At 67.1% G+C, this 13,077-nt stretch carries 12 protein-coding genes and 1 riboswitch; of the genes, 4 read left to right on the top strand and 8 right to left on the bottom strand.

All coding sequences use genetic code 11. The features are described 5' to 3' along the window. Positions 1–216 precede the first annotated feature (216 nt). Entirely contained in the window at positions 217–957 is a 741-nt protein-coding gene (locus D7316_RS21995; protein ID WP_124710158.1) for a glycine zipper family protein, read from the top strand. Between the two features lie 245 nt (positions 958–1,202). Further along, positions 1,203–1,964, top strand: coding sequence for a glycine zipper family protein (locus D7316_RS21990; RefSeq protein WP_331852581.1), 762 nt, complete (start codon positions 1,203–1,205; stop codon positions 1,962–1,964). A 51-nt stretch (positions 1,965–2,015) separates the two neighbouring features. Here D7316_RS21990 and tilS read toward each other — a convergent pair whose 3' ends face one another. The 3 genes from tilS to dacB are packed head-to-tail and all read right to left on the bottom strand — an operon-like array spanning position 2,016 to position 5,490. Beyond that, positions 2,016–2,966, bottom strand: a complete 951-nt coding sequence (gene tilS / locus D7316_RS21985; protein ID WP_124710157.1) for a tRNA lysidine(34) synthetase TilS — start codon at positions 2,964–2,966, stop codon at positions 2,016–2,018. Further along, a complete protein-coding gene (locus tag D7316_RS21980; protein ID WP_232017020.1) occupies positions 2,945–4,150 on the bottom strand; it encodes a zinc-dependent metalloprotease in 1,206 nt (401 codons plus the stop codon). Before D7316_RS21980 ends, tilS begins: the two co-directional genes overlap by 22 nt. Further along, positions 4,147–5,490 (bottom strand): D-alanyl-D-alanine carboxypeptidase/D-alanyl-D-alanine endopeptidase, encoded by a 1,344-nt coding sequence (gene dacB, locus D7316_RS21975; RefSeq protein ID WP_124710155.1) that lies wholly within the window; start codon positions 5,488–5,490, stop codon positions 4,147–4,149. The genes D7316_RS21980 and dacB overlap by 4 nt, the downstream gene beginning before the upstream one ends. A gap of 162 nt (positions 5,491–5,652) precedes the next feature. On the opposite strand from dacB, the gene D7316_RS21970 reads away from it, so the two are divergent. Continuing rightward, entirely contained in the window at positions 5,653–6,165 is a 513-nt protein-coding gene (locus tag D7316_RS21970; protein WP_124710154.1) for an inorganic diphosphatase, read from the top strand. 97 nt (positions 6,166–6,262) lie between these two features. Here D7316_RS21970 and D7316_RS21965 read toward each other — a convergent pair whose 3' ends face one another. Both D7316_RS21965 and D7316_RS21960 read right to left on the bottom strand, forming a co-directional pair. Further along, positions 6,263–7,966 (bottom strand): MDR family MFS transporter, encoded by a 1,704-nt coding sequence (locus D7316_RS21965; RefSeq protein WP_124710153.1) that lies wholly within the window; start codon positions 7,964–7,966, stop codon positions 6,263–6,265. Then, the gene (locus D7316_RS21960) at positions 7,963–8,475 is read right to left on the bottom strand and encodes a MarR family winged helix-turn-helix transcriptional regulator (RefSeq protein WP_124710152.1); all 513 of its coding nucleotides are present in this window, start codon (positions 8,473–8,475) and stop codon (positions 7,963–7,965) included. Before D7316_RS21960 ends, D7316_RS21965 begins: the two co-directional genes overlap by 4 nt. 182 nt (positions 8,476–8,657) lie before the next feature. Here D7316_RS21960 and alc point away from each other — a divergent pair, with 182 nt between their 5' ends. Beyond that, positions 8,658–9,641, top strand: coding sequence for an allantoicase (alc, locus tag D7316_RS21955; RefSeq protein ID WP_232017214.1), 984 nt, complete (start codon positions 8,658–8,660; stop codon positions 9,639–9,641). Between the two features lie 144 nt (positions 9,642–9,785). On the opposite strand, the gene D7316_RS21950 is transcribed toward alc, so the two are convergent. The 3 genes from D7316_RS21950 to D7316_RS21940 form a co-directional block, all read right to left on the bottom strand. Further along, complete coding sequence (locus tag D7316_RS21950) at positions 9,786–11,036, bottom strand: hypothetical protein (RefSeq protein ID WP_232017019.1); 1,251 nt, start codon at positions 11,034–11,036, stop codon at positions 9,786–9,788. Positions 11,037–11,148: 112 nt separating this feature from the next. Further along, positions 11,149–11,604 (bottom strand): hypothetical protein, encoded by a 456-nt coding sequence (locus D7316_RS21945; RefSeq protein WP_232017018.1) that lies wholly within the window; start codon positions 11,602–11,604, stop codon positions 11,149–11,151. Next, positions 11,601–12,905 (bottom strand): aminotransferase class V-fold PLP-dependent enzyme, encoded by a 1,305-nt coding sequence (locus D7316_RS21940; RefSeq protein ID WP_124710149.1) that lies wholly within the window; start codon positions 12,903–12,905, stop codon positions 11,601–11,603. Before D7316_RS21940 ends, D7316_RS21945 begins: the two co-directional genes overlap by 4 nt. 16 nt (positions 12,906–12,921) lie before the next feature. Then, positions 12,922–13,035, bottom strand: a riboswitch (SAM riboswitch). Between the last annotated feature and the right edge of the window lie 42 nt (positions 13,036–13,077).

The raw sequence follows: 13,077 nt of genomic DNA, 5'->3' as shown, positions 1-13,077 counted from the left end.
ACCGGTGAGCGAGCACCACTCCACCGACCGGCGACGGTGATCAGCGGATTTCGGCGGGTCGTGCAGCAAACGTAGGTTAAGACGTTCGGCCGACTTGTACGATCGACCGACAGTGGTCAACAATGGGATCGCAAATGTGATCTTTTCGATGTTGCGGACTCGTCGTGAGCCCGCTCTCTCCCCAGCCGCCCTCACCGATCCGAGAGACCTGATCGAATGTCCTCCACGCCGCGTTCCAGCCGTCCGTCCCGATTCTCCCGCACAGCCGTTCACACCCTCTCGATCACCGCACTGGCCGTGGCCACCGCCACCGCCGTGGCCGGCACCGCGCAGGCAGCACCCGCCACCGCCGCGCCGCCGCCCGTGAAGTACACGGCGTCGTCGACGGCTTCATCGATCAAGATCGCCATCGAGAACGGCTCGATCTCGACCGAGAACGGACAGCTCTCGATCCGCAACACCGCCGGCGCAGAGGTCTACCGGATGCCACTGGCCTACCGCATGGAGTACAAACAGTTCCCCATCGACGCGAAGACGGTCGGCAACACGACCACGCTGACACCGTCGAAGAATCCCGCACGGGCGACCCCGGTGAGCAAGTCCCAGGTCGACGGCCTGCGCGCGCAGGCCGCCAAGCAGGTCGACCCGGACGCCCCGAAGACCAAGAAGCAGCGTGACGACCGCGCGCTGAACCAGTTCACCCAGACGCTCAGCATCGGCATGACGGTGTCGCAGCTCGTCGGACTCATCGTGGGAGCGGTCGGCGGCGGGTTCGTCGGGTGCCTGGTGACGATCTTCGCCGCGTGCACCGGAGTGGTCGCGGGGGCGACGCTCGGTGGCATCGTCGGACTCGTCCTGGGTGGCGGCGGCACGCTCATCTACGCGGCGGTCCAGTACTTCCAGACCATCAACAAGCCGTTCGTGCCGCCCAAGGAAGTGGCGGCCCCGCAAGGCTGAGGACGCCGGACGGCGGATAGGCGTAACGAAGTAGGTCATTCGTACGACATCCAACCCGGGAACGGTGTGTCGGGCATCACACTCGCGTCACGAATGACAACATCTCTTCACACGCGACACACTTTTACCCACAACAGAACACGCATTTGTGAAGGTGAATTGTCCGTAGACAAATCGATTCCCGGGGACCGAATCATTTGTTCTGCGAACGAAACTCACCGATCTGCACCCGCAAACCGTGGCTCATGCCGACCGAGCCGACCGACCCGAAAGATTGGCCTATGTTCACATTCCGGCGCACCGGATCGACCCGACGGAGCTCCGCCCTGCAACTCCGTGTCCTCGCAATCATTTCTCTTGCCATAGCGGCGATTACGGCGTTCGCCGGATCCGTCCAGGCCGCGCCGGCACAAGCCGGGCCGGTTACCTACGACGTGTCCAAGACGGCCGACTCCATGAGTCTGACCGTGCACAACGGCACTATCAGCACCGGTAACGGGATGTTGGTGATTCGAAACAATGCCGGCGCGGAGAAGTTCCGGATGCCGCTGAATTATCGAATGGAATATCGGCAATTCCCGATCGATGCCCGCACCGCGGGAAAGACCGCAACCCTGGTGCCCTCTCGGGACGTCTCCCGGTCGACCGTGCTGGATCCCGCGCAGGTCGAGCCTGTCCGTGCGGCCGCAGCGGCAAAGCAGTCGGACGCGCCGCGCACCAAACGTGAGCGGGATGACCAGGCATTGGCCAGGTTCAACCAGGAGTTGAGCGCCGGCATGTCGATCTCGTCGATCGTCGGCACCCTCCTCGGCGCGCTCGTCGGCGCGGTCGCCGGATGCCTGCTCGGCCTCCCACTCGCTGGACTCGGCTGCCTGCCCGGTATCCCACTCGGCGCCTCGCTCGGCGGCCTCGCCGGCATCGCACTCGGCGGCGGTGGATCATTGATCTACAGCGCGATCAACTACTTCAACACCATCAACTCACCGTTCGTACCTCCTCGGAGGTGAGCACGCGCTGACCGGCAGCGCCTACTGAACCAACCACCCCGACGGTCCGCCTCAGCGTTCGACGAGGCGGACCGTCAATCTCTGTCCGGACCGGATGACGACCCGCCGAGCCGTCGGATCGCCGCCGATCGCGACGTGGCCGCGTGACCGTTCGTCGGTGACCAGGGCGTCGACTGCGGAGATCACGCGGTGCGTCGGTTCCGTCGCGCCGACGGCGAGCAGCCAGCGACGCACGACTCGGGTCCGGATGGCGGTCGGAACGCCGCGGATCGTCTCGACGTCGAGTTCACCGTCGACCGACGCGGCCGGCCACTGCGTGTCGGCGAGCGCATCGAGCGCGTCGAGGTCCGCCTGCAGAGCGTTCGCGGTCCGGCCCAGCGCGTCGACGACGCCACCGTGGAGGACGTCGTCGAGCAGCGGGAGCACCTCGGAGCGCAACCGCACCCGGGTGAATCGTCGATCGTCGTTGTGCGGATCGTGATGCGGTTGCAGCCCGAGCTCCGCACACGCCGTCACCGTGTCGGTGCGACGAATGCCCAGCAGTGGTCGACCCCACGGCTCACGCCACGGCCGCATACCCGCGATCGATCGGGCACCGGAGCCGCGCGCCAGCCCGAGTAGCACTGTTTCGGCCTGGTCGTCGGCGGTGTGGCCGAGCAGCACCGGCCGACCGTCGCGAGCGTCGTCCAGTGCGACGTAACGGGCGTCGCGGGCGGCCGCCTCGAGACCTCCTGCCGTACCCACCTCGACGGTGAGAACCTGCGCGCTCGCCCCGAGTCGCCGTGCGGTGTCGGCGGCCGCAGCGGCCACCCCGGCGGATCCGTCCTGCAGTCCGTGATCGACCACCAGCGCGCACACCGGCAATCCGGCCCGAAGCGCGCCCGCGACCAATGCCGACGAATCGGCCCCGCCGGACAGGGCGACACACACCGGCGCACCGGGGGGCAGATGGGCGTCGACGAAATCGGCGACCGTGCGGGTTACAAGACCCGCTGCATCCATGCCCGCGGCTCGTCGATCTCATTGGGGCGCGGCATCGTCTCCGGCGACGTCCAGATGGTGTTGAACGCCGTCATACCGACCGCGCCGACGACCTCGTCGACGAAGGCCTTGCCCCGGATGTACTGGGCGAGTTTGGCATCCATCCCGATCAACGCTCGGATGATGCGCTGAACCGGATTGCGCGGCGCGGCGCGACGCTTGTCGAAGGACTGCCGGATCTCGGCCACCGTCGGCACGTGAACCGGCCCGACGGCATCCATCACGTGATCGGCGTGACCTTCGAGCAGGGTGCCGAGCATCATCATCCGGCTGAACGCGTCGTACTGTTCCGGCGTCTGCAGCAGCTGCACGGCGCCGAGCACGCCCTTCTCGCGCGGCTTGTTGCTGCGCAACGTCTCGGTCAGCCGGGACACGATCTCCCCGGTCGACTCCCCCGCGTCCGACGTGATCAGCGCGATGTTGTCGACCATGTACTGACGCAGCCACGGATTCGCCGAGAACTGCACCCGATGGGTGACTTCGTGCAGACAAACCCAGAGCCGGAAGTCGCTGGGCACCACGCGAAGTGAACGTTCCACCGAGATGATGTTGGGCGCGACGACCATCAGCACACCGGGCTCACCGGTCTCCGGATCGGGTGTGAACGGATCGTACTGTCCCAGGATCGCCCCGGAGAGGAAGGCGAGGAGCCCACCCGCCTGCAAGCCGCCGGCCTTGGCCGACAGGTTCTCGATGCCGCCTTCGATGGACGCCAGCAGACCACCGGAATCCGAGGTATCGGCATCACCCGGCCCGCTCGCTCCGCTCCCGGCGCCGTTCCCACCCGGCCCGCTCGCTCCGCTCCCGGCGCCGTTCCCACCCGGCCCGCTCGCTCCGCTCCCGGCGCCGAGCATCGACTGCATCGACTGCGCCGCCGCATCGACCCACTCCTTGCGGTCGAGGATGCGGGTGGTCGGCACGCGCAACCCGTCGGCGAGTCCGGTGACGTCCCGGACCGGACCCTCCGCCCGCGTCGCGGCGTCGGCCAACTCGGCGTGAGCCGCGTCCAGGGTGTAGGCGGTGGTCTTGGGCCCCGGTCGGGACAACCGCTTGCCGGTCGCCGCGGCCAGTCCCCAGTCGATACGGGCACCGATCGACTCGACGTCACCGTGCCCGAGCTCGCTGGTCACATCACTGCTCGTCATCGACACCCACATTCCCTCAGCTCGCCGGCCACGGCGTCGAGCGCGGGCCGGGCGTCGGCCGGTGACGTGCCCCCCGACATCAGCGCGAAGGAGAGCACCCGGCCGTCGATGGTCTGGACTATCCCGGTCAACGAACTCACCCCGGTGAGGGTTCCCGTCTTCGCACGCACCCATCCGGCGCCCGGGTTGGTCTGCGGGTTGAACCTGTCGGCGAGCGTTCCCGTGCCGCCGGCGACGGGCAGACCGTCGAGCATCGACCGCATCAACGGCTGCGACGGGCCACTCGCCGCGGCCATGAGTTTGTCGAGCACGGCGGCGGGGACCCGGTTGGCGTAGGACAGTCCGGACGCATCACGCAGCGTCACGCCGGACATGTCGAAGCCGTGCTCGGTCAGCACCTTCTCCACCGCGGTCACCCCACCCGCGATGGTGGCGGGACCGCCCTGCGCCACCGACAGTTCGAGCGACAGCGTCTCCGCGAGCACGTTGTCACTGAATCGCATCATGTCGTTCACCCTGGTCACCAGCGGCGCCGACGTCACCGACGCGACGACCTGTCCACCCGCGGGTGCGGTGTCCTCGGTGACCCGAGTGTCGACGCCGAGCGCCGTCGCGAGCGCCTCCCCCGCGGTCGCCGCCGGGTTCTCCACCCGCGGCGAGTATTCGTCGAGAGGCTCGATCCGCCCGCCGTCGGCCATCAGCGACTCGATCGGCGCGATGTCGCCGCCCGCGATGTCCTGACGATCCCAGGTACGTTCCATCGTCGGCCCGCTGTAGGCGCCGGTGTCCACGGCGACCGACGTCACCGGGATGCCCGCCTTGCGGATCTGCGCCGCGAGGTCGGCGATCCGCGGTGCATCCGTGTAGAACGTGTCCGCGCCGGTGGGCTGCGCCGAGAGCGTCGGGTCGCCGGCCCCCTTCAGGATCAGGCGGCCGTTGGGACCGGCGATGACGGTCGTGGTCAGTCGTTTGTCGTGCGGCAAGCCGAGGAGCGCCGCGCTCGCGGTGAGGATCTTCGCGTTCGACGCCGGGACGCGAGGTTGGGTCGGCGCATCCGACCACAGGGTCGCGCCGGTCAGCGCGTCGCTGATCTGCCCGGTGAACTGGCCCAGCGCGGGATCGCGAACGGCAGCTGCGATGGCCTGCTGGACGCCCGCCGCCGTCGGCTCGGGCGCGGCGTCGGACACCGCCTTGATCTGCGGGTTCACCGTGATCGCGGCCGGTTGTGGCGGTATCCCCGGAGGCAGTTCGTCGGACTTGTCGAGGTGCAGTGCGACAGCGACCGAACCGGCCGCGATCAGCGCGAGGATGACCACCGAGATGATCGTCCACAGCAGCATGCGCCTGGTGGATCTGCGCCGTGCGCCCACAAAACCTCCGGATATCGCCGTGGGGTCCGACCCCCGATCTCTTGGCCCTCACAGTATCGTTGAGGCGATCTGCGCAGGCGACTGCTCGTCGGCTGCCATCACCACCAGCGAAATGACTTGCCAGGAGGAATCGTGGAATTCGATGTGACCATCGAGATCCCCAAGGGCGGCCGCAACAAATACGAGGTCGATCACGAGACGGGGAAGGTCTATCTGGACCGGTACCTGTACACGTCGATGGGTTACCCCGCCGACTACGGATACATCGACAACACGCTCGGCGAGGACGGCGACCCGCTCGACGCGATGGTGCTGCTGCCCGAATCGGTGTTCCCCGGCATCATCGTCCGCGCCCGCATCGTCGGCATGTTCACGATGTCCGACGAGGCCGGCGGCGACGACAAGCTCCTGTGCGTCCCGGCCGGCGATGTCCGCTGGGATCACATCCAGGACATCACCGACGTGAGCGAGTACGAGCTCGGCCCGATTGCGCACTTCTTCGAGCACTACAAGGACCTCGAGCCGGGCAAAGAGGTCCAGCCCGGCGGCTGGGTCGGCAAGGACCAGGCCGAGAAGATCGCGCAGGAAGCCGTGGAACGTCTCGAGAAGCACCCCGAGGAGACCAACGAGCCGTCGCGCGGCTGATCTCTACGGGCCGACAGAACACGGAAACCGCCGGCGGCGACGTCCACTTCGATGTGGAGGTCGCCGTCGGCGGTTTCGTGTTGCTGTCGGCGGTCGGTCAGGTCGTCAGCGTCGACTCCGGGTCACCGATCGGCTTCCCCTGGCGGAGAGGTAGTTCGCGCCAGGTGAGGGTGCCGATGATCGCGAGCAGCGACATGATCGACACGGCGAGGAAGACGCGATCCATCGAGTTCGCGAAGCCCTCCTTGATCGGCTGCGACAATTCGGTCGGCAGCTTCTCGATGACCGACGTGTCACTCATCACGCTGTCCGACGACGAGGTGGATGCGCCCGGATTCTGTGCTGCCGCCATCAATGACTTGGCGAATCCGCTGACCTGCGGATCGGTGCTCTGCGACGCCTGCACGACCGCCGTTCGATACTCGGGTTGAGTTGCCGCCGTGGTCATCTCGTCCTTGATGTTCGGCCCCATCAGGGAGAACAGCAGCGAGAAGAACACCGCGACACCGAGCGTGCCACCGATCTGCCGGAAGAAGGTCGCGGTGCCGGTCGAGAGCCCCATGTCCTTCGGCGGCAAGATGTTCTGCATCGCCAGCATGATCGGCTGCATCAGGTTGCCGAGGCCGAAGCCGAGCAGCGCCGCCATCAGCATCACCAGGTAGACCGGGGTGTCGGTGCCAACAGTGTGCAGCAGGAAGGTGGCGACAGTGATCAGCACGGATCCGATGATCGTGAAGATCTTGTAGCGCCCGGTTCGGGAGATCAGCTGGCCCGAGATGATGGAGCCGGTCATCAGACCGAGCACCATCGGCAGCATCTGCAGACCGGCCACCATGGGACTCGATCCGCGGAGCACCTGGAAGTACTGCGGCAGCATCGAGATGCCGCCGAACATCACCGCACCGACGATGACCGAGACTCCGATGCCCTGGCTGAACACCCGGCTCTTGAACACCCGGAGTGGGATCAGGGCGTCGTCGCCCATCTTGTGTTCGATCCAGATGAACGCGGCGATACCGACCACGCCGACCGCGTAACAGAGCATCGACAGTCCGGAGGTCCAGCCCCATTCACGTCCCTGCTCGGCAACGATGAGCAGTGGCGCGACGGCCACGGCGAGCGCGCTCGCGCCCCAATAGTCGGTACGTCCGCCGACGCCCTTCTGCTGGTCGTAGTTGAGAACGCGGTAGACCACGAACAACGCGACGAGTCCGATCGGCACGTTCACCAGGAACACCCAGCGCCAGCCGGAGATCCACAGGATCGTCGCCTGGCCCGCGAAGAGGCCACCGAGCACGGGACCGAGAACACTCGACGTGCCGAACACGGCCAGGAAGTAGCCCTGGTACTTCGCGCGCTCCCGCGGCGGCACGATGTCACCGATGGTGGTCAGCGCGAGGGTGAACAGACCGCCCGCACCGAGTCCCTGGAACGCGCGGAAAGCGGCGAGCTCGTACATCGACGTCGCGATGCTGCACAGCAGCGAACCGACGATGAAGATCGAGATGGCCAGCAGGAAGAACGGCTTGCGCCCGTAGAGGTCGGAGAGCTTGCCGTAGAGCGGGGTCACGATGGTGGCCGTGACGAGGTATGCGGTGGTCACCCACGCCTGCATGTCGTAGCCCTGCAGATCGTCGGCGATCGTGCGGATCGCGGTCGACACGATCGTCTGGTCCAGGGCGGCGAGGAACATGCCCATCATGAGGCCGGCGAGGATCGTCAGGATCTGCCGGTGGGTCAGGCCCGCACCCGCCACGTCATCGTGGGCCGCGGTCCCCGTGGCGGCCGATGATTCAGTCATTTCTGTCCTTTCACAAAATCTACCGGCGCGCCCGTCATCGGTGACGTGGGCGCCTTCGCACATGGCGGTGCGATGATCGACTCGGCCGCGTCGACGAATCTCCCGAGCAGACGCACGAGCGTCCAGAGTTCGTCGTCGGTCCAGTCCGACATCGCGTGGTCCATCGCGGTACGTCGCACCATCCTCATCGCCTCGACGCGTTCCCGGCCGGCATCCGTGATGACCAGCAGGATCGCGCGCCCGTCGACGGGGTCCGCCTCCCGGCGGACCAGTCCGAGTTCCACGAGCTGGGCGACGTGACGGCTCACCGTCGACGGATCGGCGTTGAGACTCTCGGCGAGTTCCCGCGACCGCATGGACTGTCGGGCCAGGTGGAACAGGCCCTTGAAGGCAGCCGTCTCGAACTCGCCGTCGGCGGTCTTGAACGTGGTGTGCACAGCCCGATCGCGGATGCGGATGTACCGGGCGAGCACATCGAACAGATCGTCCACAGCTTCCTGATCGAGCATGTTCGACCGCCTTCCCCGAGCGCCGGTTTTTACTTTCTCTTTGCAATTAGTTGTAGAGTGCAATTAGTTGCCGTGCGCAAGTATGCGCTCGGATTCGAACAAAGGCAAACGCCCCCCTACGATCAGAAATCGTGACTCCGCAGCCTCCGACCTCCACGGGCAGTCGCCCGCACTTCACCTCCATGCCCGACCTCGCGCTTCGCGACCTGGGCGGTGCGGTGCTGTGGACCAACGACGACCTGTTCGCCGAGGCGCAGAACCTCATCAAGTCACCGCCCGCGCAGTACCAGCCGGCCACGTTCGGCCACAAGGGTCAGATCTATGACGGCTGGGAGACGCGTCGGCGGCGATCCGACGGCGTCGACCAGGCGATCGTGCGACTCGGTGCGCCGGGCGTCGTCTACGGCGTCGTGGTCGACACGTCCTGGTTCAAGGGCAACTATCCGCCGTTCATCTCCGTCGAGGCGGCCGCGGTCGAGGGCGTGGCCTCGGTCGACCAACTGCTGGACGACACCGAATGGGTCACCATCGTCGAGAAGAGCCCGGCCGAGGGTGACACCCGCAATCCGTTCAAGGTCGACGCCAAGAACCGTTTCACCCATGTACGCCTGTCCATGTACCCCGACGGCGGCATCGCGCGCTTTCGCGTGCACGGGCGCGGCGTGCCGAATCCGCACTACTTCCGCTACGGACATTTCGACCTCGCGGCGCTGGAGAACGGCGGCCTGATCACGGCCTGCTCCAACATGTTCTACAGCTCGCCCAACAATCTGCTGATGCCCGGCCGCGCCCGCCACATGGGCGAGGGCTGGGAGACGTCGCGGCGCCGCGACTCGGGCAACGACTGGGTGCAGGTCCGCCTCGCCGGACGTGGCCAGATCAACCTCGTGGAGCTCGACACCAGCTACTTTCTCGGCAACGCCCCCGGCGCCGCATCTGTCCGCGGGCGTGACGGCGAGGACGGCGAATGGTTCGAGGTGTTGCCGCGCACGGACTTACAGCCGGACACGCGGCACCGGTTCGTGCTCGATCTCGATCGTCCGATGACCGAGGCCCGCATGGACATCTTCCCCGACGGCGGCATGGCGCGCTTCAAGCTCTACGGCACGCTGACCGGCGACGCCGAGTCGGCACTGATCGAGCAGTGGGAGCGCGGCGAAGCCTGAGTCGGCATTCGAGCGCTGCGAGCCCGGGTCACCGTCGGGGTGAGCTCATCACTGTCGTTCTCGCTCAAGTGTTCTCACGTATGCGCGGTCAGGTGTGCGACGTTGTCGGTACCCACCGATAGGATCTACGAGCGAACGAACGTGTCAAGACACCGTGACGCTGGTGTGCGCCAGCGCATCCCCGAGAATCTTGTGTAGGTTGACGATCGGGCGATGCGACTCGAATTGAGTCTCGTACGGCACCTTCATCTGAGCCATCAACGCAGAGTGGTTGTGGTTCAGCATGTCCTGATATCGCGGCAGCAACTCGGTGGTGACGTACTTCCACCGCAGGTCGAAGACCGACCAGTCCCAATCGGGGATCGGGGTGGCGATTCGGAGTGTACGGCCGTCAGCCATCCGGTCCCGGTAGGTGAACGAGATGAAGTTGCGCAGTGCGGGAACCCCGGCGATGGAGGGCGAGCCGGCCAGGGTCATCGCGTAGGTGAGCGCGGCCCCGACGCCGTCGGCTTTGCGATAGTTGCGCACGTTGTCGAATTGCCAACCCACCACGTCGTATTGCTCACGCCGCAGCAGGGTCTCGTTGCCCCGGGCCACCCGTGCATCGTCGTTGGACGCGATGTCGCGCCACGCCCCGGCGATCCCGTCGTCGATGAGGCCGGCGGCGCGGAACTCGTCGATGCCGCGCAGCCCGTCCTTGACGTAGGCGACGTGTAGCGGCATCAGATCGGTGAAGATCGCCTTCTGCATCACCAGGATCTGCCGCGAGAACCAGTCCAGATCGGCCGGGGTGATCTTGTCCGCGTGGTACGCGAGATTGCGCAGTCCCGCCGGGAACACACCGACAACACCCGGACCGGCGACCGACACGGCCTTGTCGATGATCGCGGCCGCGAGTGGCTGCAGCCCCTGGATGCGGTAGATGTCGCCGGCGAGAACCACATCGGCTGTGCCGCCGCCGAAATCGGCGCCGACCATGCCGGCCATGCCCGCCCACTGCAGCCCGCGGTGAGCGATCTGGAAGTTCTCGTAGTAGCGGTAGCTCTTGATCATCGTCGCTCGGGTCGCGTGGAATCCCTTCGCGGGATCCCAGGTGGCCAGTTCGATGCCGGCCTCGGTCGTCGCCTGGACGAGTCGGTACTGGAAGAGCAGGGCGGCATAGTGTTTCGGCGCCACACCGTCGGAGCGGGCCTCCTGGAGCAGGCCGCGAAGCCTGTCGAGGTCCGTCGGCAGACCGCGATTGACCCCGCCGCCATGCTGATCGGCGAATCGGTTGGTCAGGGGCAGGTCCAGGTACCGCTGGTAGGTGCCCGCCTGCGCCGGCCCGGCCGTCGAGGCCACCCCGATCACCGCACAGACCACCACGATCGACGCCACTGCCAGGCGACCGAGCATCGACACACCACTACCCCGAACCATGTTCTCCCCCTCGCAAAGATGGCAGAACCCTACTGAGCGGTAAGAACAGGTGTCAATTCAGGGACCGGGAGGGACATCCGGGATTCGGTCAGGCGACGCGGCCCCGCGCGGGATCGAGCACCGGCAGCACCTGCTCGCGCACCCGAGCGGCGGTCGCCGACCCGTCGAGCGGCACAATGATCACCGCATCGGCGATCTCGGCGACGTAGATGTCGCGGATGAGGGAGACCAGACCGCGGGGCGTCCCGACGTAGCGGATCGTCTCGGTGTCGTCGGCGCGTACGGGTTCATCCGCGGCAGACGCGCGGGCCGATGCCGGGTGTGGCGCGATCGCGGCCTCGACCTCGAGCGCCACGACGAAGTTCGCCGGATCGTGCGTGCCTGCCCTCAGCAGTGACCTGGCGCGTTGGGCATCGCGCAGCGTCGAGCGCCGCACCACGATCGGAAAAGATTGCGCCAGCGGATCTCCCGCCACGGCGACCTGCAGGCCGGGTCGGCCGATGCTGATGGTCGCCGGTGTCTGGTGAACGAACTCGATGGTCACGATGTCCTCGCTCTCGTGGTCAGCCGCGTCAGGGCATCGGTCAGTCGGTCGATGTCGTCGGAGCCGGTCCCGAGCCCGAAACTCGCCCGGACAGCGCCGTCGGGGTGACCCAACCGCTTCAACAACGGGTGCGCGCAGAACTTCCCGTCCCGCACTCCGACGCCCGCATCAGAGCTGAGGTACTCGGCGACCGCCCGAGGTGCGTGGCCGGCGACGTCGAAGCCTGCGATCCCCACCCGATCCGTCGAGTCGTCGAAGATCCGCAATGCGGTCACGCCGTCGATCGCGGCGAGCCCGTCGTCGAGACGGGCACGCAGCGCCTCCTCGTGCAGACCGATGGAATCGAACCCGATGTCGGCCAGCGCCGTGCACGCCGCCGCGATCGAGATGGCGCCGAGTACATTCGGCGACCCCGCCTCATGCCGCGCCGGTCCGCGATGCCACTCGACCGCGGCGTCGGCACCGGTGATTCCGAAGTCCACGCTCGCGGACGCGCCGCCACCGGCGAGATACGGCGGGGCGGCGTCGAGCCAGTCGGCGCGGCCGATCAGGACGCCCGCACCGAACGGTGCGTAGAGCTTGTGACCGGAGAACACCAGGTAATCGATGCCGTGGCTGACCATCGACACCCGACGATGAGCCACCAGTTGGGCGGCATCGACGAGGATGCGCGCGCCGTGCCGATGGGCGATCGACGCGAGACGGCCGATCGGCAGGACCTCACCGGTGACGTTGGACGCCGCGGTCACCGCGAGGAGCGCGGCCGGCGCGGAGGCGAGTTCGGCGTCGAGCGCCGCAAGGGTGTCCTCGATCGTGGCGCATGCCGGCACGACCCGCACCCGCGATGATCCGGTGCGGTCCGGTGCGCACCACGGGAGCAGGTTCGCATGGTGCTCGATGTCGAGCACCACGACGTCACCGCAGGTCACATGCGCCGCGAGATTGATCGCGTCGGTGGTGCCGCGGGTGAACACCACCGCGTCGTCCACACGGCCGCGGACAAACGCCCGGACCGTTTCGCGGGCTTCCTCATAGCGTCGGGTGGTGACCTGCGACAGGTGGCCGGCACCACGATGCACGCTGGCGTACTGCGCGAGGGACGCCTGCACGGTCTGCGCCACCGCCGTCAGGGCCGGCGCGCTGGCCGCGTAGTCGAGGTTGGCGTAGCGCGCCGAATCGCCTGCACGCAGCGGCACGCACTCGTCGGCACCGACGACCTGCGCGAGCGGCGCGATGGACGGGTGCGCCGGACCGAGCTCGGCGATGGGTGTGAGGAAGGGTGCTGAGAGAACAGCGGTCATGACAAATGCTCCTTGGAATCCGCGCTTGCCGTGATCACCTCGACCACGGCCAGGTCGTCACCCGGAGCACCCCACCGCGGAGGAGGGTTGCCGACCAGCGAGCCGGGGCTTGTCACTGGCACTCATGACCTGCACCAAGGTTCGCCCATCGCGCACCGGGGTGTCAATTTTG

The sequence above is a fragment of the Gordonia insulae genome, assembly GCF_003855095.1.
In the GTDB taxonomy this organism is placed as follows: Bacteria; Actinomycetota; Actinomycetes; order Mycobacteriales; family Mycobacteriaceae; genus Gordonia; species Gordonia insulae.
This window is presented reverse-complemented; position numbering and strand designations above follow the sequence as displayed.